The organism is Cupriavidus agavae (genome assembly GCF_004217045.1).
Classification (GTDB): domain Bacteria; phylum Pseudomonadota; class Gammaproteobacteria; order Burkholderiales; family Burkholderiaceae; genus Cupriavidus; species Cupriavidus agavae.
Genome location: NZ_SGXM01000013.1, coordinates 16457 through 41937, shown reverse-complemented (window position 1 = coordinate 41937; position 25481 = coordinate 16457). Strand labels below are relative to the sequence as shown.

Annotated in this window: 26 protein-coding genes; 17 read left to right on the top strand and 9 right to left on the bottom strand. The window is 62.4% G+C overall.

Features of this window, described 5'->3' with window-relative positions; translation table 11 throughout:
• Nucleotide 1: 1 nt before the first annotated feature.
• The 10 genes from EV147_RS25060 to EV147_RS25010 all read left to right on the top strand — a co-directional run bounded on the left by EV147_RS25060 (nucleotide 2) and on the right by EV147_RS25010 (nucleotide 8406).
• Nucleotides 2-643, top strand: a complete 642-nt coding sequence (locus EV147_RS25060; protein WP_130393935.1) for a PRTRC system protein A — start codon at nucleotides 2-4, stop codon at nucleotides 641-643.
• The gene (locus EV147_RS25055; protein WP_130393934.1) at nucleotides 640-1443 is read left to right on the top strand and encodes a PRTRC system ThiF family protein; all 804 of its coding nucleotides are present in this window, start codon (nucleotides 640-642) and stop codon (nucleotides 1441-1443) included. The genes EV147_RS25060 and EV147_RS25055 overlap by 4 nt, the downstream gene beginning before the upstream one ends.
• A 169-nt stretch (nucleotides 1444-1612) precedes the next feature.
• Nucleotides 1613-1873: a DUF5983 family protein gene (locus EV147_RS25050; protein WP_130393933.1), complete on the top strand. Its 261-nt coding sequence runs from the start codon at nucleotides 1613-1615 to the stop codon at nucleotides 1871-1873.
• Nucleotides 1874-1962: 89 nt separating this feature from the next.
• Nucleotides 1963-2301, top strand: coding sequence for a DUF3085 domain-containing protein (locus EV147_RS25045; RefSeq protein WP_130393932.1), 339 nt, complete (start codon nucleotides 1963-1965; stop codon nucleotides 2299-2301).
• A gap of 180 nt (nucleotides 2302-2481) precedes the next feature.
• The gene (locus EV147_RS25040) at nucleotides 2482-2955 is read left to right on the top strand and encodes an outer membrane lipoprotein (RefSeq protein WP_235845009.1); all 474 of its coding nucleotides are present in this window, start codon (nucleotides 2482-2484) and stop codon (nucleotides 2953-2955) included.
• Nucleotides 2956-3173: 218 nt separating this feature from the next.
• Nucleotides 3174-3557, top strand: a complete 384-nt coding sequence (locus tag EV147_RS25035) for a hypothetical protein (RefSeq protein ID WP_130393931.1) — start codon at nucleotides 3174-3176, stop codon at nucleotides 3555-3557.
• Between the two features lie 723 nt (nucleotides 3558-4280).
• Nucleotides 4281-4670: a hypothetical protein gene (locus EV147_RS25025; protein ID WP_130393964.1), complete on the top strand. Its 390-nt coding sequence runs from the start codon at nucleotides 4281-4283 to the stop codon at nucleotides 4668-4670.
• A 112-nt stretch (nucleotides 4671-4782) separates the two neighbouring features.
• Nucleotides 4783-6333, top strand: coding sequence for a hypothetical protein (locus EV147_RS25020; protein ID WP_130393930.1), 1551 nt, complete (start codon nucleotides 4783-4785; stop codon nucleotides 6331-6333).
• A 454-nt stretch (nucleotides 6334-6787) separates the two neighbouring features.
• Nucleotides 6788-7765 (top strand): DUF932 domain-containing protein, encoded by a 978-nt coding sequence (locus tag EV147_RS25015; protein WP_130393929.1) that lies wholly within the window; start codon nucleotides 6788-6790, stop codon nucleotides 7763-7765.
• A 269-nt stretch (nucleotides 7766-8034) separates the two neighbouring features.
• Entirely contained in the window at nucleotides 8035-8406 is a 372-nt protein-coding gene (locus EV147_RS25010) for a hypothetical protein (protein ID WP_235845006.1), read from the top strand.
• Between the two features lie 91 nt (nucleotides 8407-8497).
• Here EV147_RS25010 and EV147_RS25005 read toward each other — a convergent pair whose 3' ends face one another.
• From EV147_RS25005 to EV147_RS24995, 3 genes are read right to left on the bottom strand one after another with little or no spacing between them, the layout of a single operon-like run.
• Complete coding sequence (locus EV147_RS25005; protein ID WP_130393927.1) at nucleotides 8498-8908, bottom strand: bactofilin family protein; 411 nt, start codon at nucleotides 8906-8908, stop codon at nucleotides 8498-8500.
• Nucleotides 8909-8916: 8 nt separating this feature from the next.
• Nucleotides 8917-9501: a hypothetical protein gene (locus tag EV147_RS25000; RefSeq protein WP_130393926.1), complete on the bottom strand. Its 585-nt coding sequence runs from the start codon at nucleotides 9499-9501 to the stop codon at nucleotides 8917-8919.
• Nucleotides 9488-10054: a hypothetical protein gene (locus EV147_RS24995; RefSeq protein ID WP_130393925.1), complete on the bottom strand. Its 567-nt coding sequence runs from the start codon at nucleotides 10052-10054 to the stop codon at nucleotides 9488-9490. The genes EV147_RS25000 and EV147_RS24995 overlap by 14 nt, the downstream gene beginning before the upstream one ends.
• A gap of 725 nt (nucleotides 10055-10779) precedes the next feature.
• On the opposite strand from EV147_RS24995, the gene EV147_RS26540 reads away from it, so the two are divergent.
• The 7 genes from EV147_RS26540 to EV147_RS24960 all read left to right on the top strand — a co-directional run bounded on the left by EV147_RS26540 (nucleotide 10780) and on the right by EV147_RS24960 (nucleotide 17972).
• On the top strand, nucleotides 10780-11016 hold the full coding sequence (locus EV147_RS26540) for a DUF7696 family protein (RefSeq protein ID WP_456236671.1): 237 nt from the start codon (nucleotides 10780-10782) through the stop codon (nucleotides 11014-11016).
• Nucleotides 10965-12281, top strand: coding sequence for a recombination directionality factor (locus EV147_RS24985; protein ID WP_407923288.1), 1317 nt, complete (start codon nucleotides 10965-10967; stop codon nucleotides 12279-12281). Before EV147_RS26540 ends, EV147_RS24985 begins: the two co-directional genes overlap by 52 nt.
• 96 nt (nucleotides 12282-12377) lie before the next feature.
• The gene (locus EV147_RS24980) at nucleotides 12378-13814 is read left to right on the top strand and encodes a metallophosphoesterase family protein (RefSeq protein WP_130393922.1); all 1437 of its coding nucleotides are present in this window, start codon (nucleotides 12378-12380) and stop codon (nucleotides 13812-13814) included.
• A gap of 176 nt (nucleotides 13815-13990) precedes the next feature.
• Nucleotides 13991-14506 (top strand): hypothetical protein, encoded by a 516-nt coding sequence (locus tag EV147_RS24975; protein WP_130393921.1) that lies wholly within the window; start codon nucleotides 13991-13993, stop codon nucleotides 14504-14506.
• Entirely contained in the window at nucleotides 14494-16818 is a 2325-nt protein-coding gene (locus EV147_RS24970; protein WP_130393920.1) for a sbcc family protein, read from the top strand. Before EV147_RS24975 ends, EV147_RS24970 begins: the two co-directional genes overlap by 13 nt.
• A gap of 216 nt (nucleotides 16819-17034) precedes the next feature.
• Nucleotides 17035-17346, top strand: a complete 312-nt coding sequence (locus tag EV147_RS24965; RefSeq protein WP_130393919.1) for a hypothetical protein — start codon at nucleotides 17035-17037, stop codon at nucleotides 17344-17346.
• Nucleotides 17347-17477: 131 nt separating this feature from the next.
• Nucleotides 17478-17972, top strand: coding sequence for a hypothetical protein (locus EV147_RS24960; RefSeq protein ID WP_130393918.1), 495 nt, complete (start codon nucleotides 17478-17480; stop codon nucleotides 17970-17972).
• Nucleotides 17973-18287: 315 nt separating this feature from the next.
• On the opposite strand, the gene EV147_RS24955 is transcribed toward EV147_RS24960, so the two are convergent.
• The 6 genes from EV147_RS24955 to EV147_RS24930 all read right to left on the bottom strand — a co-directional run bounded on the left by EV147_RS24955 (nucleotide 18288) and on the right by EV147_RS24930 (nucleotide 25398).
• Nucleotides 18288-20480 (bottom strand): xanthine dehydrogenase family protein molybdopterin-binding subunit, encoded by a 2193-nt coding sequence (locus tag EV147_RS24955; protein WP_130393917.1) that lies wholly within the window; start codon nucleotides 20478-20480, stop codon nucleotides 18288-18290.
• A gap of 24 nt (nucleotides 20481-20504) precedes the next feature.
• Entirely contained in the window at nucleotides 20505-21461 is a 957-nt protein-coding gene (locus tag EV147_RS24950; protein WP_130393916.1) for an FAD binding domain-containing protein, read from the bottom strand.
• Nucleotide 21462: 1 nt separating this feature from the next.
• A complete protein-coding gene (paoA, locus tag EV147_RS24945) occupies nucleotides 21463-22116 on the bottom strand; it encodes an aldehyde dehydrogenase iron-sulfur subunit PaoA (RefSeq protein ID WP_130393915.1) in 654 nt (217 codons plus the stop codon).
• Nucleotides 22117-22267: 151 nt separating this feature from the next.
• Complete coding sequence (locus EV147_RS24940; protein WP_130393914.1) at nucleotides 22268-23494, bottom strand: MFS transporter; 1227 nt, start codon at nucleotides 23492-23494, stop codon at nucleotides 22268-22270.
• The gene (locus EV147_RS24935; protein WP_235845005.1) at nucleotides 23487-24317 is read right to left on the bottom strand and encodes an SDR family oxidoreductase; all 831 of its coding nucleotides are present in this window, start codon (nucleotides 24315-24317) and stop codon (nucleotides 23487-23489) included. The genes EV147_RS24940 and EV147_RS24935 overlap by 8 nt, the downstream gene beginning before the upstream one ends.
• Nucleotides 24318-24390: 73 nt before the next feature.
• Nucleotides 24391-25398, bottom strand: coding sequence for an alpha/beta hydrolase (locus EV147_RS24930; protein ID WP_407923289.1), 1008 nt, complete (start codon nucleotides 25396-25398; stop codon nucleotides 24391-24393).
• Nucleotides 25399-25481 lie beyond the last annotated feature (83 nt).

Here is a 25481-nt window from a genome sequence, read left to right as displayed (position 1 = left end):
CATGCATCCTGCGGACATTGCTCTGCAACAGTCGTTTCCATCCGTGATGGTGCCGCGCTTCGGGCAGCTTGCGCCGATGGCGCGGCCCGGGGAGCGGTTGCTCATCGCGGCCAACGGCGTCTTCCTGGAGATCGTGCGGCCTTGGCTGCGCGTTGTACGCCTGCTGGGAACCTTCCAGCATCGCTCTCCGATTCCCTATGGCGATGTGGCGGAAGAGACGGAGCTGCAATGCGGCCGCGTGCCTGGCGAGTTGATCGGCGAGTTTGCTGCCATGGCGCGCGCTGCCCATCCGAAGGAGACGGGCGCGTGGATCGTCTGGAATGCCGCCAGCGGGGCGTTTCGCCTGGTATCGGTCGGTATCCTCGAGCACAGTGGCGGGCACCTGAAGTATCAGCGCCCGGTACTGGCCGATGGCGATGTAGTGGTGGTCGATTGCCATTCCCATGGCAATCACCCGGCCTTCTTCTCTGCCACCGATGACGAGGATGACCGCCACGACGTGAAGTTCGCGTTTGTGATCGGAAATTGCGCGGCCCACGCGCCTTCGATGGCGCTGCGGCTTTGCGCCAAGGGGATCTTCGAGGCAGTGGAACGGGTGCCGAACGAGTGGTACACGGCGGCGCGCGAGGAGGTGCTGGCATGACCTTCGAGCACCGTATCCCCGCAAGCATGACAAGCCGGGCCTGGAAGGTGGCGGTCGTCGGTGCAGGTGGCACCGGCAGCGCGTTATTGCCCAACCTGGCGAGGCTGCATCACGCCATGCTGGAGCTCGGCCACCCGGGCGGCATCGATTGCACCGTCTACGATGACGATACCGTCAGCGAGACCAATGTCGGCCGCCAAGGCTTCTATCCTGTTGACGTGGGCCAGTACAAGGCCACGCTGATCGTGAACCGTCTTAACAATCTAATGGGTACGCGCTGGGAAGCGCAGACCCGGAAGGTTGGGGGCGATGACCGTTTCGTCTGCGATATGGTGATCGGCTGCGTCGATACCCGGCGCGCCCGAAAGGCGATTGTCGGCGCGATGAAGCGGGGCACCGGCGGCTACTACCTGGACTGCGGCAACGAGGCGGATAGCGGTCAGGTCATACTAGGCCAAGTCCGCGGCAAGGCGGCGCAACGGTTGCCACACGTCGGCGATCTCTATCCGGAGCTTCTGGAGCCGAAGGGAGACAAGGCCGACGTCGCGCCGTCCTGCTCGATGGCTGACGCATTGCAGAAACAGTCGCTGGTCATCAATCAGGCGATCGCCGTACAGGCTTACAACCTGCTGTGGACGCTGTTCCGAACCGGTACGCTCCAGTACTGTGGCGCGTTTGTGAACCTGGCGACAGGGCGCACCAGCGCGCTGCCGCTGGATCCGGCGGCGTGGGAGCGATTTGGCTACAAGCTGGGCATAGCCAAGGCTCGCGCCAAACGCCATCCGCGTCCATCCGTTTAACCAGCCACTCCCTTCGCGGGAGTGGCTTTTTTCTTTTGCGTCCTGCTATCATTACGCATCTCTCGCGTCATTGACGCATCGACAAGCCTGCCGCTGCAGGCCACTCCCACCGGGGCTTCCTTCCCCGGCCGGGCGATGGAAAGTCCCGTCTCCTTTCAACGGCTACGGTATGACCATCGACTTCTGCCTCTCCCTTTCCACGGCTCATGTGACCCAGGCTACGGCTTGCGGTTTCACCAGCTATCCGTTCCTCGCGGCAACCGATGCTGGCTGCTTCGTGCGTGTGGTCGACCCGGATGCACCGGACAGTAAGCCCATCCCTGACGATCTCGCCACTGTGCTGCGCTATGTCATGGCGCTGGGCATCACGCTTTTGCAATTCGACGCAGACGCGGATCGCCTTGCCGGATTGCCGGTCTTCGATTGGTAGTCATCTGATCCCTAGGATCAGGCACATCAGTTCTCTCACCCAATGGGGCATAGCCCATCGGGTCTGTGCCTCTTCACCCAGGAGCGCACATGCCGCAAATCACCCTTACCCGTCACCAAGCCCAGTCTCTCGTCTCGTTCTGCGAGGCGGCGAAGTCCGAATCGTTCTTCATCGCCAAGGACCACGGTGCCTATGTAGGCTTCAGCACCGGGCCCGCGCCCGAGCAGCAGTGCCTCTACTATTTCGCCGGCTGTGATCCGAGAACGGATGCACTCTTCTACGAGAACGCCTACCTGGCATTTGGCGGCGACGACTTCGGCGAACACCTGCCGTTGACCCACCTGCGCAGCGCGCTGGCGCACTCGGCTTGCAAACAGGTTCGCATCACCGTGACCGAAAGCGCGATCCATTTCGATGCCCTGACCTAAGCGTGCCGGAACCGCCGTATCAACCGGTTGATCATTGCCGCCTCCGCTGCTAAGATTTCGGCACCTATCGCGTCTCAGACGCATCGACACTTCCGGTTGGATAGCCGGACAGCTTTTTCTCTCCCACCACGGGCCTTCCTGCCCGTGGGCATGTTGGCCCTTTTTTCGTTCGAGGCCATCATGTTCAAGCGTTTCGTCGCACTTTTCCTCTCCTGCTCCCTGTTTGCCGGCTGCGCTGTTCAGCAGACGTCGCCGAATTCGTATCGCAGTTCGGAAGCGCTGCGCACGGGCTCCGTGGAAGTCGTTACCGTCGTTCGCGTCCGCCAGGTCACGATCGTCGACAGCGATGGCTACACGTCGGCCAACAGCGGCGTCCCGGGCATCGTGGGCGCCGTTGTCGGCGGTCTGCTCGGCGCCCGAGTCATCGGCGGTGGCAATGGTCGTTATGTTGCCGGCGCGCTGTCCGGCACCGTGTCGTCCGTGGCCGCCCAGGCGGTTGCCAGTCGCATGAACCGCCGCAACGGCGTGGAGGTCATTGTCCGCAAGGAGGATGGCCGCCAGATCGTCGTCACCCAGGACGCTGACCAGCAGTTCACCACCGGTGAGCAGCTGTACCTGGTCGCCGCAGCGGGCAACTATCGCCTCTCGCGCTAACGGGATCCGGATGGATCCCCATTTCCTTTCACCATCCCCCCTCGCGGGGGGCATCTTCTAGCAAGCCCGAAAGGGCTTGCCCAAGCCTCCGGGCTTCGGCAAGCCGCTTTTACCCGCGTCTCTGACGCATCGACCCTGTCCGGCATGTCCGGACCACCAACCCAGCTGGGACAATCGTCCCTTTGGGGAAGGATGTCCCGTCCTTATCAAGGATATCCATGAAAATCCCCAAATCTTTTGCCCGTCGACATCCGTCGACCAACACCGCGGCATGCCAGGCGATCCGTCGTGATGCTTGCCGCGTGCTGCGCCGCGTTGCCGGAGACATGGCGTTGCGCCCACGTGATTTCACGATCCGGGAGCATCGTCAGCGTCGCCGCGAGGTCGACGTGTTCGCGCTGCATACCGACTCGTTGCTCGTGGAGATCAAGCATCCCGCCGGCGCGGAAGGCGGCGTGCTCATGTCTTATCGGACTTGTCGCAACCGTGACGATTGGACCGGTGGCCGCGAGAACGCTGTCGCCGTCGAATCGTTGTCCAGCGACCAGGGCTACGCAACTCTCGTCGCCACGCTTCGCGTGGTGGCGGGGCGTCGTGGTTGAAAGGAAGACGCCATGAGTCAACTGATTAAGGTTACGTTCAAATCCACTTCCGGAGAAGAAACCACAGCGTTTGCCACGCTGCATAAGGATGACACTGTCGAGCTTCCCAAGCGGATGGCGGTACGTGTCACAACTGCGGTTGATGCCGGAGAGGGATATGCCCTCGTGGCCCATCAAAGGGGCAGTTCCGTTCCGCTGGTGCACATGGAGGACGCTGTGTATCGGCTCGACACCGAGCATGCCACCGGCGACGGTTGGCTCAGTCGGTTGGCCGACGCCCTTACTAACCCAACCAAGGACCAGATGCAGGCATATGGTCGCTATTACCATACGCTATCCGCGGCCTGCTCCGTTGGCTGCGCTGGATACGTTGCCGGCGTGCAATCGATCAATGCAACAGTCGTGATTAACGCGGCGTGCCTACTCCTCGGTGCTGCTGTACTATTTGCGCTAGGAGCAGTCTTGGCGAAAGGAGAAAAGGATGTTTGGACCATTTGTTCTTGGTTTTGCCTTGTGTTTGGCCGCGTTCGGCATGTGGGTTCAACGCAATGCCGATCGCCAGCGCATGCTCGAGGATCTCGACCGCAACGGCTGAGGCAATCCCTTCTCAGGAGCCGATTCGTCGGCTCACCGCTTGAAGGCACCTCAGGGTGCGTTTTTTCGTTTTTCCTCCCACACGGGCGCCGTCCCGTCGGGACGTCTCCCCACCAAAGGAGTATCCCGATGGATCAAATTTATGGCGCAGGCCTGGCCAGCTATCCCGCTGGCGTACTGCTTCGTGCCAGCGTCTATTCCACAAACCTTCGTGCAGCCATCTCGCTGGTCTGCGCCGACGACGAGATGCCTTACGGTGTCTTGTCGGTCAATCTGCCCGACGCCGCGCTGGCCGATGACGAGATCCTTGTCTCGGCCGACTGGAATCTGCCGCAAGATCTGAAGGCGGCCCTTCTTGCCACTGGCAAGTTTGTGCCAACCGGACGCTGGAACCAAGTCGGCATGGGCCGTGGCGAAGTCTGGCGCATTCTCGATGCCGACTTGCTGTCGCAGATCGCCGCAGCACGAGTCGTGGCCAGCCGTGGCAGACCGGCGCGGCGCATGGCGGCCATTGCCTGAGCATTCTCTTCGAACCCTAAGCGGGCCCAGCCCGCACGGCGGTGGGTCCGGATCTCTTCCAACCCTCTCGGGGCATGTCCCCGATGGGGCATGCTCCGTATCGGAGCCACCCATGTATGTCATCCACATCGGCGAACGCGCCGAGCATCGCACGACGCTGGCCGGCGTGCTTCAATACCTGAACGACGAGCGTGACGGCAAAGTCCTGCCCCGCGTTGAAGACATTGCCGTACGCCATGTCGAACGGGGCACGATTCCCGTTGAGCGGTTGGCAACCGGCAAGTTCGCTGTTCGTCCGCCAGGCACTCGACGGGCGATCCTTACTCTGGTACTGGATGAGGTCGATCGCTTCATCGTGCGTGTGGGCGGCAAAGTTCTGCGTCCGCACGAGATGAGCCGCGCAGCGTGGGGCGCCGTGGTGGCCGCTGGCCGCCTGGCGTACTTTCCCGAAGAAGCCATCGACATGTCGGGCAACGATGCCGGCCCGCTATTCGAGACCGTGGATCTTTTCGAAGAGCAGGGGCCTTTCGACGTCACACAGTTCGTCTGCGGTGAGTTCGTCCGGCGCTTCGGCTATGGCACGAACGGGCCGCTGTACCGCCCGAGCGCGCCTCCGAATTGTCGGCACGAAGTCCATGTGGCCTATGCATTGCTGCGTGGCGACAAGCTGCGCGAATGCATCATCAACACCTATCGCGATCACCCGCACTACGCGCGCTCCGAGCCGTGGATGCGACCGCTAATCGAGGTGCCGGCGCTGCGCGGCGCATTGTCACCCAGCGTGTTGCAAGCGCTCTGCCAGACCATGCGCGCCGAGAAGCTCGAGATCACCTCGTACAACGCGGGCAAGCTGCTCGCGGCGTTGCGCAATGTGCCCGAAGACGGCAACTACGTCCACGTCGACGACGCGCTGTACGCGGCGGGCGTCCTGCCATCGCGAACGCTTTCGACGTCCAAGGCCGTTGCAGCAGAGCCCGCACAGCCGGCCACCCCGCTGGCAGCGAGAATTCACACTCTCATTGCCGATCGTAGTTACAAGGAAGCCGTGCACAAGGCCGAAGTCGATCGCGCGGCATTGCAGATCAGCCAGCGGGAGTTTGACTGGCAGACCAAAGCGGCGGCGGCTCAACGCCTCGCGTATGGGTTCGACTGGGCCAACCGCGTCGCGCTGGCCGTTCTGGAACGCAACGTTGCGGTGGTTCTCCATATCTTCGACAGCCCCAAGGACTGGAACACGGAGTCCAAGCGCGCTCTGCGTGACGAACTCGGTATTGACGTCCTGCAATGCACGGCGGCCGTACGGCGACGTCAGCTGTTCGATCTGTGCGGGTTCTCCGAGGCCGAGCAGGCCGAATGGGAAACGCAGGAGGCCGATGCAAAGGCTCGTCAGCGTGCCGAACGCGTCATTGCCGAAGCCAAGTCGCGCGCCGAGGGGACCACCTATCGGCTCGAGACGGGGCAGGCCATGAATGGTCGCGAGTACGTCGACTTCTGTATCGACGCAGGCTTCTCGCAGCTGCTGGACGAGCAGCGGGGCAGTGCGAAGCGCTACTGGATCCACGATCCCGTCAAGCGCGTCTCGCGTCCGCTTCGCGCCAAGGATGGCACGCTCGACTACGCGCGTGCGCGCCTGTCGCAAGGTGCCATCGCGGAGGCTGCTTGATTGGTTCACCCCCGGCCGGTATCGGCCTGGGGGGCTTTTCTCGAATCAGCGGCTCGAAGCTGGAGTTTTCCCACGCAACGATCACCAGATCCGCGCTAGCCTTACCCTACCGATAGAGCTTGGTTCGCACTGACACATTCAGTCCAAAGCAAGTTTTACCCGCGTCCTGGACGCATCGACCCCAATGCCGGCATGCCGGCCATCTCTATCCACCGCCCACAGGGACCGCTCCCTGTCGGGTCGGCTCATGGGCATCACCCGATCTCCATGAACCAAACCTTGCTGTAGCCCCCTGGCGCTTGCCTTTTCGCGCCATAGGCGGCGACTAGCAAGCGTCTCTTCTCAACGACCGTGCCTTCTTGCGGTCGTCGCTTTTTCTCTCCCCATTTCATTTCGAATCCATTGCGAACCTCAGCGCACGCTGTCGTTCGCCTTGTCCTTAAGGAGCATTCTCATGTCCCATCTCGTTCAAACCATGGCATACACCGGCGCAACCCCCTGGCACGGCCTGGGAAACCGTCTGGCAGAGCATCAGCCGCTCGAAGTCTGGGCGGAGGCTGCCGGCATGAACTGGCGCATCGAAGAGACCAACGTGATGTATCGCGTCGGTTCTCACGATCTCGACCCGATCCAGTCGTTTCCGGAGCAGAAGGTGCTGTACCGCTCGGACAATGGTAAGCCGCTGTCGACGGTCTCCCAGCGTTATCAAGTCGTCCAACCCGCCGAGATCCTGGAGTTCTACCGCGACCTGGTTCAGGTCGGCGGCTACCAACTGGAGACGGCTGGTGTGCTCAAGGAGGGACGCAAACTGTGGGCGCTCGCGCGCACCGGCCAGTCTGCAACCCTCAAGGGTGGCGATCATGTCCGTGGCTACCTGCTGCTGGCGACCGCCTGTGACGGCACGCTGGCAACGACGGCCCAGTTCACGTCCGTGCGTGTGGTGTGCAACAACACGTTGCAGATCGCGCTGGGTCGCAACCGTGGTGCCGTCAAGGTGCCGCATCGCAGCCAGTTCGATCCGCGTGCCGTGAAGGATGAACTTGGCATCGCGATCTCGTCCTGGGACGGCTTCATGGCCAACATGCACGAGCTCGCCGCCCGCAAGGTTAGCCAAGCCGAATCGGAACGCTTCTTCCAGCGCATCTTCGCCTACGCGCTGCCGAAGGAGGGTGGCGATTCGCCTGCGCGCGTGAACGAGCGGGGGCTGAAGTCCGTGCTCAATCTCTTTGAAGGTGCGGGCCGCGGCGCGTCGCTCGAATCCGCATCCGGGACGGCGTGGGGGTTGGTGAATAGCGTCACCGAGTATGTCGACCACCAGCAGCGTGCCCGCAATCCGGGAAATCGTCTGGACTCGGCTTGGTTCGGTGCCGGCGCGGTGCTCAAGCAGCGTGCCTGGGATGCCGCGCTTGAACTCACACAAGACCTTGCCTAGTGCAAGCAATCTTGAACGATTCCTCCATACGCCCTTAAGCGATCCGCTCCGGTGCCGTTGTCTGGTGCTGGAGTGTCGTTTTTGGTCTTAAAGCCCCGGCTCACCCCCGGGGCTTTTTTCTTTTGCTCGCTGCCATGTACTCAACTGATTTCTATTCTCGTTACCCCCGCTGGTTGTTCCGCGAGAGCGAGCCAACCACTGCAAGGCTGCCGGAGCAGTACGCCTGCCATCGGACCGGGAGTAGGGTGCAGCGAGCGCAGGACCAGCTCATGCGACCACAAGCCCTTGACGTTGCGCGCTTCGATAAGGAGCGCTTCACCGGCCTATTTGATCAGTGGCGGGCTCAGATTCGCGATGGCGAGACGACCGCTACCTATGACACATGGCTGGAGCTTCGGTACCTTGAACCGGGCAGTTCACATACATACAAGCAAGGCGCGGTTGTATTTGACCTGATACATGGTGTCGTCTATGAAGTGAGGACAAGAGACCGCCTGCGAAGACCCTTCCGAGTTCAACTGGATCACGAGCTTCCCTACGTGTCCTTCCGGGACACCGCCAACGCGTTTGATTTCCCTTGGGTGGCCTTCCCCAAGGTCTTTACGCAAGCCGATCTCATGTCGCTGCGACGCGTCTACTGAACAAAATGCCCGGCAACGCCGAGCATTCTGCTTTTGAAAGAGCGGTCGGGAACCGTAGCTTTCGCACTGTTTGAAAGGAACATGTTCCTACTCAGGTTGGCGCGGTTGCCTCTGGCTCATTGATGTGGATTGCCGCCGCATCCTCCTTTGGTGGGGATCCACCATATCCGACAGCCTGGACACGGGTGATCGAACTGCCTTCGAGCGTGACGCTCTCGCCCAGGCGAATCGTGCCGGCATAGAAGATGCGGCCTTTCACGCGGCCATTAATCTTCAGCGAAGCGCGGCTCTTCACGTCACCCTCGACGGTGCCGTCGATGATGATATGTTCGCCCTCGACATCGCCGTGCACAACGCCGCCCCGGCCAATGTGCAGGAGGCCGTGGCTCGCTCTCACGTTGCCGGTCACAAGCGCGAGGCAGGTGAAACCGTCTTCCGACACGAGATCGCCGTGGATGCTCATGCCGGCGCGCAGGACACTGAAAGAAGGAGTGCTGGTCATCAGTCGTCTCAGAACAGTTTCACGTCGCGATTGGAAACGGGTTGCTGGGAAGTGGCAGCGCGCGGCGCGGCGTTGGTCACCGGCTTCGCGGCCGTCGTCGGCGCCGCTGTCGGAGGCGCTGCAGAGAGCGCCGGCTTCGCTGCTTCTGACTTGGGCAGGGCGATTCTCGGCGCTTGGGTGGCCGAAGCAGGCGCTTCAATCTCCGCAGCGGGTTGCTGGGCAGTCACTGGTGCGCCGACGTTGCTGCGCTGTGGCCACTCATGCGGCTGCGCTGCAGCGAGAGCCTCGCTAGCCGCGGGCGCGGTGGCTGCTGTCGCCGGAGTCGCCGCGGCCGCATTCTGGGATCTGACCTCGCGCTTGCCCATCGAGCTGCCAATGAGGAACATGGCTGCAGCGCCCACGGCGAACACCACGGCCCACAGCGCCCGCAGGCTCGTCACCCAACCGGCCGGTGAAGGCAGTTGTACCGCATCCGTTGCATTGCCCAAACGCAGAGGCGAGGGAGAGGCGATTGCCGGAGAGGGCGAAATGTCGATGGTGAGGGCAGGTTGGGCGTACTGAGCATGGAGTTGCTCGATTTCACGCATGTCCATGGGTCTGGCTCCGGGAAGAGTTTAGGAGGGTGCCGTCTGGGGCAAACTTGTCGGTGTCGGGGATGCAGAGTTGCTGGATCGACTTGATCCGCTTGGCAGCGATCACGGTCGTGGTCTCGCGCGAATCGGCGGTGATCGAGCCGCAGTTGAGGCTGTAGAGCGTTTCGGCGAAGATCCTGTCGTACTGCATCAGCAGTCGCAGCAGTCGCCCCGCAAAAGAATGGGAGACCTGTACCTCGCGGCTCTCATAGAACAGAGGAATCTCGATCTTCTCCGTTGCCGCGATCCAATCCAGAGCTTTGGAGAACCAGCTCTCCGCCTCGCGGAATGCTTCGTCCAGCGCCTTGACCTTGCCACCACGGGCGACTACGAACTTCGACGAACAGTAGTAGAAATGCGCATCGAGAAAGTCTCGGGCGAACTTCGAGCAGTATTCGTGGTGGGTGGCAGTCGCGGTCGCCGGTGTCAGCCGGCTAAGGCGCTCCTCGCTGTTCAGGCGCTCGATGGGCCTGAGGCCCGAACTGGGCTTCTTGGGTGGATCTTGATCGGCCATGTGTCCATGTCTAGGAATGCTCTCTCAGCCGAAATTGTCGGACACAATCGGACACAGTTGATTTTGAAAGCTACGCAGAATAGCCGAGCATTCGTCAGTTTTGAAAGAATGTCTCGTGCAACAATGCTTTCACACCTAGCGTCACTGACGCATCGACCCTGACTCCTGGCGAGTCCATCTCTTTGTTCAAGTCGTGCATTTGCGCACGCACCGACTGGTTGGCTACCAGTGTGGATATCTCTTGTGCTAAGTGTTTTCGCCGAACACTTCCCCTCATCAGCTCGTAATACGCGTTCCTCGCTGTGCCTCTTCATGAGCGCACGCTGGACACCGTTCGAGCCTGGGACCATGTGGAGCTCTCTCAAGGCCCCCTCCTAGGCAGAACGGCAGACGTCGAGCCGATCCGTGAACCTGCGGCCGAACCTGTGGGTTCGCGAAAAGGGTTGTTGTGCAGCGTGACCATGCTGCACGAGGGCGACTTTACGTCCTCAACAATGAGCCGCGCACAGAAGTGCGCCGCTCCCTGAGTGCCACGCCCCCGGAAGGGGCGTGGCATTTCGGGTTCCTGTCACTAAAGCTCGCTGCCGGCGCACACCCGGGGCGGGCTTTTTTTCGTTTCTGGATGAGAGACCTCGATTCCAGGAGCAATCGTGCACCATCAGAACGCCGAGATTTCTGCCGCCATCGCGGCAACGCTGAACCTGCGGCGTTCCAAGTACCGGGACATGCCGCAGGCTTGGCGAGCACTTTGTGAGGCGGCTCATGTCGCCAGTCTTCCGGAGGCCGCGAGAGCGAGCTTCCTCAATTCAGTAACGACCCAGCGCGGGGCAGACACAGCCTTGCGCCTTCGGGAGCATGCTGCGTCCATCCGGGCCAACGTCGTTCGTTTCCTCGACAGGAGAAAGAAAGAATGCATGCACCCATCACCTACAGCGAGCCTGGCGGGCGCCGAAGCCTGCTAGAAGAGCGGCCCATGCGGCCGCCCATCATCGGGAAGATCCGGCCCGGCATCAAGGTCCTGACCAAGGCTGCGCGCGACAAGCCCCAGGCCGTGAAGATCCACGATGCTGGCTTGGCCCGAGGAGATAGCTTCGAGCGCATCGAGACCGAGATCACCCGGGCGACCGGTATCAAGACACCGCTCGTGCCGAAGAACGTTCCCTGGTTCACCTGCCGCGCCTCCGACTTCGCCAACCCGGCGCTAGCCGAAGACATCGTGCAGCGCTACGGCGAGGACCGCAACGATGGCCAGGGGCACCGTCTCTGGCGCTTCCCCGTGGTCTTTGCTTTCGATGATTGGCTGAGCAACATGCCCAACCAACTCGTGGCCTGGACGAAGAGCGGCAGGCAGTACTTCTCGGAATATGGCCGTGACGGCAGGCGCTACTGCAAGTTGTACGCGCCTCCGGTGCGCGACGAGCGCGCCAATCGTGCCAAGCGCACGTGGGGCGGTCGTACCGTCATCCTGAGGCAGGACAATGATATTCAGGATGGATTGTGCGATCCGCAGGAATGTCCCCAGTACCAAGGCGGCCATTGCAACCTGTCAGCGAGCTTCTTCTTCGCGATTCCGCATGTCTCCGGACTCGGGCTCATCGAGATGCCAACCACCTCAATCTACGTCCTGCAAAAGGCCCACGCCGCCATGCAGACCGTGGCGATGGCGCGAGGCCGGCTCGTAGGCGCCAAGTTCTGGATGTCCAAGCAAGAGCTTGAGATCAGCCGCATCGACGACACAGGAAAGCCGGTGCGCCAAATGCAGTGGCTGATCACGCTGGACGCTGAAATCGATATCGCAGCATTGCTTGATGGCTCGGACCGGCACCCGCCGGCATTGGAGATGGCAGAACAGGCCGTTTCCATGCTGGAAGGGGGCAGGGAGGTCCGACTCGAGCATGGCTCAGCCGATGACGGCACTATCGGAGCGCCGCAGACCGATACGTCGGAAATCGGGGTAATTCAGTCCGCAAGTTCGATACCTCCGTCCGACACGGTGGGTACTGAGGACCTGGAGAGCGAGTATCTCGATCTCGTGAAGCGCCTTGGGCTCAATAGCGAGGATGGCACACGCCAACTGAAAGCTTTTGCAGCGGCGACCTTCGGGCGTGGCTGGTCCAAGCGGGATCAGGATGTGCGGCGGCTCTTGGCCGAACTTCGCACTGCGCTGGCCAATCCGATGGCATTCCGTGAGCAGGTGGCCGCCATCGCCGCCGACGTCGCTACGTAACTTTCGCCAGCCTTGTGCCGGCAGTTGAGGGAAGCCCATGGGCTTCCCTTTCTTCTTTCTTGCCGCATGCCGGCACATTCCCTTGGAGGTTCCAAAATGCTCAACGATGGCGGAAGCCTGTTGGCTGCGCATTTCTCTGATTTGCACTACTCCCCCGGTCATCTGGCCGAGGCGGATCGTTGTTTTGGCTTCGCTGTAGAGGACGCGATCGCAAGTCGCTGCCAGGTGGCTGTGGTGTCTGGCGATTCGACCGATCATCGGCTCGATGCCCACACGCCCGCGCTCTCCGCGCTGGGGCGCCGCATTCACGAGCTGTCGGTACACATGCCCGTACTGATGCTTCAGGGGACATTCAGTCACGAGCCTCCCGGCACGCTGGATCTGTTCCGGCTGATCGGCGCACGCCGCCCTGTGTATGTCGCCGATCGGATTCACCAGGTCGCGCTTATCGGCGAGGCATTCTTTCCGAGCGATGGCGCGATCTTCGACGAGCCGGAAATAGACGAACTGCTGACCCAGCACGGTCTGCCGGACGTCGTGTTCACCTGCGTGCCCACCGTCAACAAGGCGGTGTTGGCGGCCGCGGCCGGCGTGGCGAACGCTGCAACGGCGATCGGTGACCACTTGGCTGACTATCTGGCGGCGGCGGGCGCTGGGAATCGTCATTGGCGAGCGCTCGGTGTTCGTACCATCGGTGTTTCGCACGGTACGGTCAACGGTTGCCAGACGGAGCACGGCGTGCCGATGGCCGGGCTCGACCACGAGTTCACTATCGGGGCACTCTTCGATGCCCACTGCGACGCCTTCATGTTGGGCCACATCCATCGGACCCAGCAGTGGGAACGCGAGGGCAGGGTGGTGGCCTATCCGGGCTCCATCGGGCGGTTCCACTTTGGCGAGATCGGTACGAAGGGGTATCTGCAGTGGCAGGTTTCACCGGGACAGGCGGTTGCCACCCCAGTGAAAACGCCGGCGAGTGAGACCGTCTGCATCGACTTCGACGGGCCGCCAGACATGGCCAAGCTTGCAGAGATGGCCGCCGACGCTGCAGAGAAGCACGTTCGCGTACGCTGGACCTTGAACGAGGAGCATCGGCAATTGGTGGACCGTGAGGCCATCGAAGCGCTCTTCTCAGCCAGTGCCGAGCTCAAGCTCGAGGCTCGCGTGCTGCCAGCAGTTCGTAGCCGCGCCGAAGGCATCAGTCGGGCCGCAACCCTGTCCGACAAGCTGGGGCGATGGTGCGAACTGACCGGCGTCGATGCGAATCCGCTGCTGGACAGCCTGTCGATGCTGAAAAATCTCGATGCACAGGCGATTGCCGATCAGGTGCTGGCAGACCTTGCGCGGACGCCGGCCCCTGTTACGCACGAATCTGCTGTGTTGCCATTCATTGCGACGCTGGAAGACTTGGGGGCCGACGATGATAGCGCCGAGCCAGAGCCGATACTTGCCGTGTCCGAATCCGAACCCGCCACAGCCGTTTCGACTGCAGCCGCACCAATGAACTGGCTCACCGACGATCTTTTTGCGTAGCGATACGCCAATCCCTAGAACATGCGAAAGCCATGTTCCGACAGCCTTCGTGGCTGTCGAAATCTGGTTTCACCCGCGTCTCTGACGCATCGATCCCGCAGTATCCATATCTTTTCTAATCTACCCGACGGGTGCTTCCCGTCAGGGCGCACTTCGTCCCGACTTAGGAGTGCAAGATGATCTACTACCCCGCCGGTCCTGACTGGCTTTTCGTCGAAGAGACTGCTATCAACCGTTCGGACATGGCCAAGCGCCTTGCCGAGGATCACGGATTCACACAGTGCATGATGTATGAGCCGTTCGGTCCAGGCCGCGGAGCCGTGATCGCCAAGCGCGACTACATGCTGGTGATGGCATTGGGCGAGGCGGGTGGGAACACCTTCTTCGCCGTTGCGCCGTCAAAGGAGTTGCAAGACCTGATCTGGTCGTTCTCGAACGGCCTGGCGTCGCAATGGAGCCCGCTCGAGCTTCGTGCGCTGACGGGACATGAGGACTGGGCTGCCGTGATGAAAATGGCGGCCTCCCAGCTTGCAGATGCGCGTCGATCCGTCGAGCGCGCTGTCTCGGGCAAGCTAGAAAAGGAAGGGGCCACGGTTGCAGATGTGACTCTCTACGACGAGAACGTCATGGAGATGCCCTCTGACTACCTCCATTCCTTTGATGCGCAGGAGACATTCGAATGCGCCCACTGAAGCTCACGCTTACAGGATTCCACGGGATCCGCGACGGCATGCATCGGGATAGTGTCACGCTGGATCTGTCGACGCTGCCTGGCGGCCTGATCGCCCTTGTCGGCCCCAACGGGGCTGGGAAGACCACGATCATGGACAATCTGCATCCGTTTCCGATCATGCCGAGCCACGCGAGCAAGATGTCGGCCGACGCATTCTCGTACTGGGATCATCTCTGCGCACCGCGCGCAGAAAAGGACCTGGAGTGGGAGTACGGCGGCAAGACATACCGTTCCGCATTCGCGTTTCGCAACCCTGGTAAGAGCCGCAAGGCCGAGTACTACTTGTTCGAGAAGGACGCCGCAGGTGACTGGAAGCCGTTACAACTGGCGGACGGCACGCTGTCGGACGGCAAGGCGGATACCTACAACCGGTGTCTCGAAGCTGTCCTGGGGTCTCCGGAGGCGTTCTTCACGAGCGTATTTTCTGCCCAGAACAGGCGGCCGCTCGCCAGCTACCAGCCCGGCGAGATCAAGAAGCTGCTCGCCGAGCTGCTTGGGATCGATCATTTGCGTGACTTGTCGGCGAAGGCAGGCGAGGTCGCCAAGCTGCTTACCCGCTCGCTCGACACCCTACAGCGCGACGTGCTAACCCTCACGGGAAAGCGCGACCGGGCGACTGTGGTGGCTCGCGAGATCTGGCAAATGCGCGAGAGTCTGGATGCCGAACGCAATGCACGGGAAGCTGAAACTGCTACGGGCAGCAAGCTCCTGCAGGAACGCGCGACTCTGGCGGCAAAGCAGGCCGCAAATGCCGGTACCGAAGCGCGGTTGCGGGAACTGAGCCAGCGCAAGGGCGAGTTGGACCAGCGTGCGGCATCTCTGTCCAACGATGCACAGGCCTCCGCCGGACGTGTCATGACACGCCGGCGCGATCTGGATCGGCAGGCGGCAGGCCATCGTGTCGTATTGGCGGAGGCCGCTGACATTGAGGCAGCTGCGGGCGAGAGGGATATCGTGCAACTGGCCATTGGCCGGAGGCAGGATGAAAATGCGCGCCAGCGCGCGCTCGTGGAGAAGCTCGATGCCGTTCAAGTCGAGCACGCTGCGCTCAGTACGGAGCTCAAGGGCTTGGAACAGCAAGGCGTTGCTGGCGCGAAGTTGGCCGATTCGTTGAAGCTGCAAGCGGATGTCATTGACACCGTTCCTTGCCACGATGATCCCATGCACGCTACCTGTCCACTGCTGGCGCAAGCTCGCAGTGCCAAGGCAAAGCTCGGTGAGCAGGTCGTATCTATCAAGGCACTGCGCGAGAGCTATCGGAAGAAGCAGGAGCACATGCAGGCTATGCAAAGCGCAATGTCTGAACGCGCTACGGCTCGGGCGGCACTATCCGCCTTGGAGGCGCACCTCGTGCGTGATCAGCAGCTCTTGCAGCGGCTCGCGGCAATGGCTGCCAAGAAACCGATGTTGGACGCTGCGCGTGAAGGATTGGCGCAGGTCGACCGCGATCTGACGGCTTTGAGTGAGGAAGATGCGGCCCGCATTGAGCGCCACAAGCGCGATATCGCGGACGTGCAATCCCAGCTTGAAGCGGTGCGTCGGGAGTTAGCGACGCTGGCTACGGAGGACGTGACCGGCATGCTGGCTACGTTGGACCGCCAAATTGCAGCCAGCCGGGAGGCTGTCGCGGCCTTCTCCGGCCGGATCGAAGCACTGATTCGGCAGGAGAGCATGTTTGTGGCGGAGCGCGAGCGTCTGGACGTTGAGCTCGCCGGCATGCCTGCGCTCGAGGCCAAGGCGCAGGCGCTGTCTGATCAGATTGCACAGTGGAAGCTGCTCGCGAAAGGCCTGGGCAACGATGGCGTGATTGCGTTGTCCATCGATGACGCGGGCCCCGCCATTACGCAGATCGTCAATGAGTTGCTGCTGGCCTGCTATGGACCCCGATTCACCATCGCGATTCAGACGCAGACAGCGCTGGCCAGCGGTGAACTGCGCGAGGGCTTCTCCATCAACGTGATTGACGCCGACACCGACACCACGAAGGATTTCGGCGTGATGTCAGGCGGACAGAAGGTCTGGATCAATGAGTGCCTGACGCGCGGAATCGCCCTCTATCGGGCGCAGGACGCGCAGCAGCCTTTCCAGACGCTGTTCACCGATGAAGCGGACGGCCCGCTGGATCCCGACCGCAAGCGCGCCTTCATGAAGATGAAGCGCGAGGTGCTGCGAGTCGGCGGGTATGAGCGGGAGTACTTTATTTCCCAGACCCCAGACCTGGTGGACAATGCCGACGGCGTCATTGATGTTGTTGCGCTGTCGCTCCAATAGGCCGCGCCATTCACTAACCCTATGCCCGTTTCCTGAAAGGAAGCGGGCATTTTCTTTTTTTCAAGCATCAATAAATGACAGCCAATTTCAGTCGTGAGCAGGAAGCCGCCGTCGTTGCGGCCGTCCAGCAAGGAAGAGACGACATCATGATGTGGATCGCCAATGGCTCGGTGTCGCCCACAGTGACGGCGTTCGCGCAGCTCCATGATCATCTAGATGCCAACACTGCCGGCGACCTGTGCAGGGCCGGGGGGGCAGTTCGCCAACGCCTTCCCTCAAAACGACGACGCGGAAAGCGAATTATCAGTGCATGCAGCCAATCGCGTACAGGAAGCGTTAGACAACTGGCTAGGGAGCAGCACAGAGCGAATCCGGTGGCTAGTGGAGGAAACTATCGACGCGGCGCTGGACGCCGCTGTCGAGAAGGTCCAGCAGATCCTGAAAGTCGACGCTGGCGATGTCGCAGCCGTGTCTTTTTCATGGGCGGACAGGGAGAGGCGGTTCGCGACTATTTCCGGCGCTATGTGAATGGCGAGATCGCAGCGCTGCTGAAGGATCGAGCTATCGCAGCACCAGACAACTGAGCAATTCTCTTTTATTTCCAACCCAACGGGTCTCCTCGCCCGTAGGGGCGTGGACCCCAATCGACAAGGTCCATCATGGAAACCATTTCTCTCTTTCCGCAGGGTGCATGCGACCCCGTAGAAATGAAGGCCGACAAGGCGATCGCAGCCATCGTTGCGTTGTTCGCGGCCGGCCACCCTGTCGTCGTCGCTTATAGCGGCGGTAAGGACAGCAGTGTTGTCGCAGCCCTTGCGTTGTATGCTGCCCTACCGCTGGGCATCTTGGCGGTAGGAAAAATCGTCCCGGCCGCGATCATGGTCGCGCACCGCGAGTCGGTGGCTCTGGCTGCGGAGCGCCCTGTAAGCCCTTCGGCTGCCGTTGTCATTGCTTTAATCTGGGCCGCGTCCATTACCTTGACTCTGTGGCTTGGCCTACCGGTATTTCTCAGTAGGAATTTGATGCCTCCTCCCGGGTCCCGCAGAATTGGCCGCTTCGTGGGGCAGAGTTTTGACATGCAATGTAACATTGGAACGGCTCATGCGCGTTGTCGATCTGGGGAGCTGCTGTCGCGATGGAAGGGCGCTGATTGAGGCCGACACGTCAGTGGTGCAAGGCGGATTAGGAAGGTGCGACGGATCGCACCTCCTCAGGTGCGGGGCATCGACTCTCAAGCTGTAAGCTGGTGCTGGCTCCCACCGTCGGCCACGCTGTCGGAACCGTTTCGAAACCTCGTTACCCCAGGTCTCAGACTGGGCGCGGCGGCCGCGCGGCTGTGGCAGCGCACCGCCCCATATTCCGCTAGGCGTAGATAGAGCATACGAGCGTCTCGGGATATGGGCTGTCAAAGCGAAACGTTGGGCCACGTTAGTGCCCGCTGCAAGAGGAATCAACGTGCGACGACGGGATCAGGTCGGTTCTGGCAAGTGCGGAAGGATCTTTTCGATGGTCACCGGATAGCTGCGCACGCGGGCGCCGCAGGCGTTGTACACCGCATTCGCAACGGCGGCTGCCACGCCGGAGATGCCTAGCTCGCTAACCCCCTGCGCCTTCATTGGCGAGGAGTGGGGGTCGAGGTGGTCGATGAAGATCACCTCCTGCTCGATGATGTCGGCATGTACTGGCACCTCGTAGGACGCCAGGTCGTGGTTCACGAACAGGCCCAGACGCGGATCGACTGCCAGAGATTCCATCAGCGCTGCGCCGAGACCCATGGTCATCGCACCGATAACCTGGCTGCGCGCGGTCTTCGGATTAAGTATTCGCCCGGCAGCGCAGACCGCGAGCATGCGCGTGACGCGCGCCTCGCCGGTGGCGCGGTTCACACGAACCTCGCAGAAGTGCGCGCCGAAAGTTTGATGTGCAAGTCCACCGCGAGCCTGATCGAATTCGATCCCGTCCTCCACCACCACCTCGCCGCGTCTAGCAAGGGCGCTCAACGCTACGCGGCGATCGCCTTCACTGACGAAACCATCGGCGAAGGTGGCGCGCGCAGGGTCGAGGCCGGCCGTCGCGCACAGTGTGTCGCGTAGCCGAGCACAGGCGGCATACGTGCCCGACGTCGAGCTGTTGGCGCCGCGCTGGCCCAAGGAGCCGGAGGCGCGCGGGAACGTGGAATCGCCCAGCCGCACTTCGACGCGCTCCAGCGGCAACCCCAGCATCTCCGCGGCAGTCTGGCCGATGATGGTGTAGCTGCCAGTGCCGATATCGGTCATGTCAGTTTCCACGAGCAGGGTGCCATTGCGCCGCAGACGAACACGGGCGGCGGAGTTGGTCACGTTATTGCCCCGGATTGCCGACGCGACGCCGAAGCCTACATAGTCGTCGCCCTCTATCCATTGCCGGGGAGCCGTGCGACGGCGGTGCCAGCCGAATCGCTCGGCACCGGTGCGCAGGCAATCCACGAAATGGCGTGTACCGAAGCGCTTACCGCTGGTCGGATCGACCGCAGTGTCGTTGCGGATGCGCAGTTCGACTGGGTCGAGGTGGAGCTTTTCAGCCAGTTCGTCCATCGCGACTTCAAGGGCCATCAGCCCCGGCGCCTCCCCAGGCGCGCGCATGGCGTTGCCCTCCGGCATATCGAGCCGGCCTAGCCGCGTCTGTGTCAACCGGTTTGCACCGGCATACAGTGAGGCGGTGGGAATGGTGCAGCGCTCGGCGGGCCCGCCGGGCAAGTTGCCGGACCAGCTTTGGTGTCCAATCGCTTGCAGGCGGCCCTCACGGTCGGCGCCCAGGCGCACGCGCTGATGAGTCGCTGGCCGGTGGGTGGTGTTGTTGACCATGGTGTGCCGCTCTAGAGCGAGCTTTACCGGGCGGCCGCAGTGGCGTGCGGCCAACGCGGCCAGCACGGCGTCACTGAGCACGGTTGCCTTGCCACCAAAGCCGCCCCCGATGAATGGAGACACGATGCGGATGCGGTCCTGGGGCAGTCCGAAAATCTTCGCCAGGTCGCGCAACCCCCACGAGACGATCTGGATCGATGTCCACACAATCAGTCGCCCCCCCCTCCAGGCAGCGACCGTTGCGTGCGGCTCCATCATCGAGTGCGATTGATCGGGAGTGTCGTAGGTCGCATCGACTTGGACTGGACTGGCGGCGAAGGCCCGTTCAAAGTCGCCGATGTGCGAATCGGGGCTACCCGTTGGCGCCTTGTCATCGAACTTTGCCCGCTTCAGTTCGAAGGCGCCGGGCTGGCGCATGTAGCGCACTCGCACGCGTGCGGCGCCTTCGCGCGCCTGTTCCAGAGAGCCGGCCACCACCACCGCCACCGCCTGGTGATAGTGCTCCACCGCGTCGACGGCCAACGCCTTGGCGACGTAAAACTCCCCGACGTCCAGCTTCCCGGCTGTGCGACCCGTGATGACCGCTTCGACGCCCGGGGCGGCCATCGCATATCTGGTGTCGATGTCGAGGATGCGGCCGTGGCCAATGCCGGCTGCCACGATTGCCCCGTACAGCTGATTGGATGCCACCTCGTGTTGCTCATAGGCGTACCGCGCCTGACCCGCTACCTTCAGCGGGCCATCCAGGCGGTCGTAGGCATGGCCGACGACCTTGAGCTGGTCGATCGGATTATCTGCAGCGGGCTGTGTGAACTTCATGCTGTTCTCCTTGGGGCCGGCGCGTCAGCTCGCCCGTACCGCGGGGGCGCTGAGGATCGATGCCAACGTGCGTCGAACCAGATCGACCTTGAAGGCGTTGTGCGGGGTCGGATTGGCGCCCTCGAGCAATTGATGTGCAATGGACATGGGTGACTGGCCAGCCCTCCAGCGCAGTGGGCCGGCCCAAGGCTTGTGGGCGACGCCGCCCAGGGCGACGCGAACTGCGCCGTCGTGCTCGATGATGGCGGCGACAGAAATAAGAGCGAATGCATAGGACGCGCGATCTCGCAGCTTACGGTAGACGTGCCGCCCGCCAATCGGCGGTGGTAGCACGACTCCAGTGATGAGCTCGCCTTCATCGAGAACCGTTTCCCGATGTGGTGTGTTGCCAGGGGGCAGGTAGAAGTCGTCGAGGGGGATAGTGCGGCTTGTCCCGTCCACGCGCATTGTTTCGATCGTCGCCTGTAGCACGCGCAAGGCTACCGCCATGTCGCTGGGGTGCGTGGCGATGCAGTCGACACTGGCCCCGACCACCGCCAATTGGCGGCTGTAGCCGCCAACGGCAGCGCAGCCACTGCCCGGCAGCCGCTTGTTGCAGGCTTGGTTGACGTCATAGAAGTATGGACAGCGGGTGCGCTGCAGCAGGTTACCGCCGGTGGTAGCGCGGTTGCGCAATTGCCCGGAGGCGCCGGACAACAGCGCCAGCGACAGCACGGCATAGTCCCGACGCACGTCCGGATGTGATGCCAAATCCGAGTTGCGCACCAGCGCACCGATGCGTAGTCCGCCTTCGGGGGTCCGCGTTACGTCGTCCAGCCCGATGCCATTGATGTCGACCAAGTGCGCGGGAGTGGCGATCCGCAGTTTCATCAGGTCCAGCAGGTTCGTACCCCCTGCGATAAATCGCGAGCCTTTGACTCGGGCGAGCTTGGCAACTGCATCGGCCGGAGAAGTTGCGCGTTCGTAGGTGAACTGCTTCATATCAGGCCTCGGACGCGTCGAGAATCGCGGCAATGATGTTGGGATAGGCACCGCAGCGGCACAGGTTTCCGCTCATGCGCTCGCGCATTTCAATGGCTGAGAGTTTGGGGGTGGCGGCCGGGTCCGTCGCCGCGAAGCTCGGCATTCCGCCGGCAATCTCGTCCAATGCACCCACCGCAGAACAGATCTGCCCGGGCGTGCAGTATCCGCACTGAAAGCCGTCATGCTTGACGAAGGCCGCTTGCAGCGGGTGAAGGCGCTCGGGCGTGCCCAGTCCCTCGATGGTGGTGACCGATGCACCATCGTGCATCACGGCCAAGGTCAGGCAGGAATTGATACGCCGCCCGTCGAGCAGCACCGTACAGGCACCGCACTGGCCCTGGTCGCAGCCCTTTTTGGTGCCAGTCAGGCGTAATTGCTCCCGCAACGCATCGAGAAGAGTCGTACGATTGTCGACCTGCAGCACGACGGCTCTGCCGTTTATCTCCAGCGATAGATCGGTGGTAGGCGGCAACGCCGTTGGATCTTTCGGGTGATCCGCCGCGGGTGTCCGTGCTACCGCGTTGCCAGCGACGAGCGACGAAGCCGCCGCGCCCGCGGTACTAGAGGCCCCCAAGGCAAGGACCTCGCGACGGGACATCTTGAGATTGTTCATGACTAACTCCGGTGAGGGTTGCGGCGGAAAGGATGCGCTGCGTATGCTAGGGATGCACGATGCTTCAAGTAAGTCCGACAGCGCGCATGCGGTGTTGAGTGAGATTCACCGATTAGCAAGAATCGCCGACGCCTAGGACGCCGGCCGACACTCAACCATGATCGCCTCCGCTCCGAACCGGGCTCGCATTGAGCCGGGGAGAACGTGCGGCGCCACCCGTTGCACGGAAAACAATGGCACAGGCAACCCCTGCCAAGAGGGCGTCGCCGATGGCGATCTGAAAGAGGCTCAGCCCGCGTGCCAGTTGGCCTGCGACGAAGGAGGGCACGGCCGCGCCGCAGTAGGAAGTCGCATAGATCAGCGCCAAGAGTCCGGCTCGTTCGCCCATGGGCGCTTCGGATACCAGCGATCGGATACCGCCAGTGAGCGTGGCGCCGAGCGCCACGCCGGCGACCGCGCTGGCGGCGATGAAGGGTGTAACCGCGCGCAGCCGCAGCGAGGCAAGCAGGCCCAGCACAGCCAGGAAGAACGTCAGCATGCCGGCGCGCTGCACGGTGGTGGCGGGGAAGCGGCTGGCCCACGCGCTGCCAAGCGCGCTGGGCGCCATCAGCGCCGCCACTACCAGGGCGGCCACGATCGCGTGGGAACTGCCGAGTTGCTGCGCCGCGATCGAGGGACCAAACGCCTGGTAGAAGCCGCCAAGTGCCCAGGTCGCAACGAAGGTACAGGCTGCGATGGCGAACTCTTTGCGCGCGCGGGCGGGAAGTCTGAAACGCGGACGCAAGCTGCCCAGCGCCCCAGGAGTGCGTGAGGCGGTTTCCCCGCTGAATGCCACAAGAGCGGCACCCAGCGCAAGGCCGGCCAGCGCGAACAGATACGGTAGGGTCCTGGGCATGGGCGCGTATTCAACTAGTGCGCCAGAACCCAGCACGCCTGCGGTCAGTCCAAGCAACGGCCCGTTGCTGGCGACCGCCGCCCCAAGCCAATGCGGTGATCGCGGTGCGCTGTCCATGGCGTATGCCGCGGTGGCACTGGATGCCAGGCCGCAAGCCAATCCGAGCAGTAGCCGCGCGACAATCAGCGGGATGGCACTCGAGACGTTCAGCAGCATCAGGCAGGCTATAGCACACAGACCCAGCGCGGCCAAGGTCACAGGACGGCGGCCAACGTGGTTGGACAACCGTCCAAGGAGCAGCAGCGCGCTCACTGTTCCCGCGAAATAGGCCACCGCGGTCAGCGACAGATCGGTGTACCCGATGCCGTTCGATTCGCGGTACGTCTCGTAGAGCGGGATGGGGCTGGCGGAGGCGGCGAACATCGCCGCTAGCGAAACCGTGGCGCCAGCGAATGCCAGGGTGCCAGTGCCGTTCTTAGGCATCGTGACCCTCACCTACGTCCACGCCGGTCCCTGCCGAGCGGGCATGTTGCGCGGCCAAGTCATCCCGCACGAATATCGGCTCATCGGCCAGCGGCAGATTATCCCTATCCCGGACGGCATCGAGCGAACCTGACGGGTCGGCTTGCGCTGGAGAGAACAGGGCGTCGAAGTCTTGCGTGGGTGGCCCCTTTTCCGCGACGAGCTCTACTGTCTTCTGCGTCGCCGCGGCAGTCGACAGGCTGCGTACCAGAACCTCCGCGATCTGTTCGCTGGCGACTACGCCATCGCTGGGATCGGTTGCCCAGCGAGTGTCCCCCTGCAGAAGGGTCAGGCGATGTTGGTCGGCTTCGTTGTAGTCGAACCAGCCGGGCCGGACGATGGTGTACGCGCATCCGCTGGCACGCACCAGACGTTCGGCGCGCCGCTTCCAGTCGTGGCCTTCGAGCGCACCCCAGCGAGCATCCACGCGCTTGGTCACACCAATGGCAGTCATCAGCGCGATGCGAAGCTTGCGCTGCCCGAGCGCGCCGAGCACGTTGCGCACACCGCCATAGTCGACGCTTCTTGCATTGGGCGCGCCCAGCGTAAAGACGATCGCATCGACGCCATCGGCTGCTCCGTGCAGCGCATTCATGTGCGTGACCTCGCCGACGACGAGCTGCGCTTGGGACGGCAGTACGCGGCGGGCCTTGTCGACATCGCGGACCAGGGCCCGCACCTGATAGCCTTGCCTGAGCGCCTCGGCCACTACAAGGCGGCCAATGCTGCCCGTGGCTCCGACAACCAGCACCGTGGCGGGCGGACGGGCCACGGTAGCATTCACGTCAGCATGCTGTCCACACATCGGTATCCTCCCGTTGACAGCCGCCTGGTTTCTCGAATCAGGCGGCTTGGATTCATAGTGTTCGCGCGAAGAACGTCGTCAGCTTGCCGATGGCCGCGTTCACATACTTGGGCACCCAGTAGGTTTCGATGTGCGTCGCGCCATCGATCTTGAACAGCTCCTTGTCGCGGGTTCCGGTAGCTTTCGGAAACGTGTCCTCGGTCATATAGAGACTGTCGGCCTTGGTTCCCGCGATCATCAGCAGAGGCTGGTCGATCAGGTCGATCTGATCGTTCACGTCGAAGCGCACCAGATCCAGCAAGCTGCTGGTTGTGTACTTGAACGTCGAACCGGGGTGCGCATGGGTCTTCCAGTAGTACTCGTAGCCCTGCCGGTACAGGTCGAACGGCAACGCCCCGATCTGCTGGTCCGTCAGGTTGGCGTCGCCGGAATAGAGGACCTCACCGTCTGCCGCCTCCTGCGCACGCGCCGCCGAGGCCTGCTGAAGCCGTTGCTGGATGGTGTTCAGTTGCGAATCGTTGTAGCCGTTGCGGCGTACCCGTCCAGAGTTGAACATGCTGACCGTTGCGATCGATTTGAATCGCTTGTCGGTTTTCGCCGCCGCCAGCGAGTAGCCGCCGCCGCCGCAGATGCCAAGCAATCCGAGGCGCTTAGGGTCGACTCCCGCGTACTGGGTGATGAAGTCGGCCATGCCGTGGATGTCCTCGATGCGATACATCGGCTTGTCGACGTTGCGCGGCTGCCCGCCGCTTCCGCCCTGATACGCCGCGTCTGCGGCGATCGTGATGTAGCCCTGTTCAGCCAGTCGCTGCGCGTACAGGCCTGCGACCTGCTCCTTGACCCCGCCATTCGGATGTGCCACCACCAGCGTCGGATAGCTCTTCTTCGCGTCGTAGTTGGGCGGGGTGTAAACGTTGGCAACGATGTTCAAGCCGTTGAGCTTGTACGTCACCGGATGAATGTTGACCTTGCCCGGCTCGTTCCTGGTGATGGCACCATCGTAGGCAAGGGTAAACGGGTTCTTTCTGTAATCCGCGGCCATAGCCTCGCCAACGGTCATGCCGACGATGGCTGCCACCAACGTCGCGCCGGCGACTGTACTCTTCATATAGTTGATCCTTATCGTTTGAAAACGTGCTTCAC

Bases quoted from the DNA above. Each gene is read 5' to 3' on its own strand.
- EV147_RS25060 (WP_130393935.1), top strand. From the start codon at position 2: ATGCATCCTGCGGACATTGCTCTGCAACAGTCGTTTCCATCCGTGATG.
- EV147_RS25055 (WP_130393934.1), top strand. From the start codon at position 640: ATGACCTTCGAGCACCGTATCCCCGCAAGCATGACAAGCCGGGCCTGG.
- EV147_RS25050 (WP_130393933.1), top strand. From the start codon at position 1,613: ATGACCATCGACTTCTGCCTCTCCCTTTCCACGGCTCATGTGACCCAG.
- EV147_RS25045 (WP_130393932.1), top strand. From the start codon at position 1,963: ATGCCGCAAATCACCCTTACCCGTCACCAAGCCCAGTCTCTCGTCTCG.
- EV147_RS25040 (WP_235845009.1), top strand. From the start codon at position 2,482: ATGTTCAAGCGTTTCGTCGCACTTTTCCTCTCCTGCTCCCTGTTTGCC.
- EV147_RS25035 (WP_130393931.1), top strand. From the start codon at position 3,174: ATGAAAATCCCCAAATCTTTTGCCCGTCGACATCCGTCGACCAACACC.
- EV147_RS25025 (WP_130393964.1), top strand. From the start codon at position 4,281: ATGGATCAAATTTATGGCGCAGGCCTGGCCAGCTATCCCGCTGGCGTA.
- EV147_RS25020 (WP_130393930.1), top strand. From the start codon at position 4,783: ATGTATGTCATCCACATCGGCGAACGCGCCGAGCATCGCACGACGCTG.
- EV147_RS25015 (WP_130393929.1), top strand. From the start codon at position 6,788: ATGTCCCATCTCGTTCAAACCATGGCATACACCGGCGCAACCCCCTGG.
- EV147_RS25010 (WP_235845006.1), top strand. From the start codon at position 8,035: ATGCGACCACAAGCCCTTGACGTTGCGCGCTTCGATAAGGAGCGCTTC.
- EV147_RS25005 (WP_130393927.1), bottom strand. From the start codon at position 8,908: ATGACCAGCACTCCTTCTTTCAGTGTCCTGCGCGCCGGCATGAGCATC.
- EV147_RS25000 (WP_130393926.1), bottom strand. From the start codon at position 9,501: ATGGACATGCGTGAAATCGAGCAACTCCATGCTCAGTACGCCCAACCT.
- EV147_RS24995 (WP_130393925.1), bottom strand. From the start codon at position 10,054: ATGGCCGATCAAGATCCACCCAAGAAGCCCAGTTCGGGCCTCAGGCCC.
- EV147_RS26540 (WP_456236671.1), top strand. From the start codon at position 10,780: ATGCCGCAGGCTTGGCGAGCACTTTGTGAGGCGGCTCATGTCGCCAGT.
- EV147_RS24985 (WP_407923288.1), top strand. From the start codon at position 10,965: ATGCATGCACCCATCACCTACAGCGAGCCTGGCGGGCGCCGAAGCCTG.
- EV147_RS24980 (WP_130393922.1), top strand. From the start codon at position 12,378: ATGCTCAACGATGGCGGAAGCCTGTTGGCTGCGCATTTCTCTGATTTG.
- EV147_RS24975 (WP_130393921.1), top strand. From the start codon at position 13,991: ATGATCTACTACCCCGCCGGTCCTGACTGGCTTTTCGTCGAAGAGACT.
- EV147_RS24970 (WP_130393920.1), top strand. From the start codon at position 14,494: ATGCGCCCACTGAAGCTCACGCTTACAGGATTCCACGGGATCCGCGAC.
- EV147_RS24965 (WP_130393919.1), top strand. From the start codon at position 17,035: ATGCCAACACTGCCGGCGACCTGTGCAGGGCCGGGGGGGCAGTTCGCC.
- EV147_RS24960 (WP_130393918.1), top strand. From the start codon at position 17,478: ATGGAAACCATTTCTCTCTTTCCGCAGGGTGCATGCGACCCCGTAGAA.
- EV147_RS24955 (WP_130393917.1), bottom strand. From the start codon at position 20,480: ATGAAGTTCACACAGCCCGCTGCAGATAATCCGATCGACCAGCTCAAG.
- EV147_RS24950 (WP_130393916.1), bottom strand. From the start codon at position 21,461: ATGAAGCAGTTCACCTACGAACGCGCAACTTCTCCGGCCGATGCAGTT.
- paoA (WP_130393915.1), bottom strand. From the start codon at position 22,116: ATGAACAATCTCAAGATGTCCCGTCGCGAGGTCCTTGCCTTGGGGGCC.
- EV147_RS24940 (WP_130393914.1), bottom strand. From the start codon at position 23,494: ATGCCTAAGAACGGCACTGGCACCCTGGCATTCGCTGGCGCCACGGTT.
- EV147_RS24930 (WP_407923289.1), bottom strand. From the start codon at position 25,398: ATGACCGTTGGCGAGGCTATGGCCGCGGATTACAGAAAGAACCCGTTT.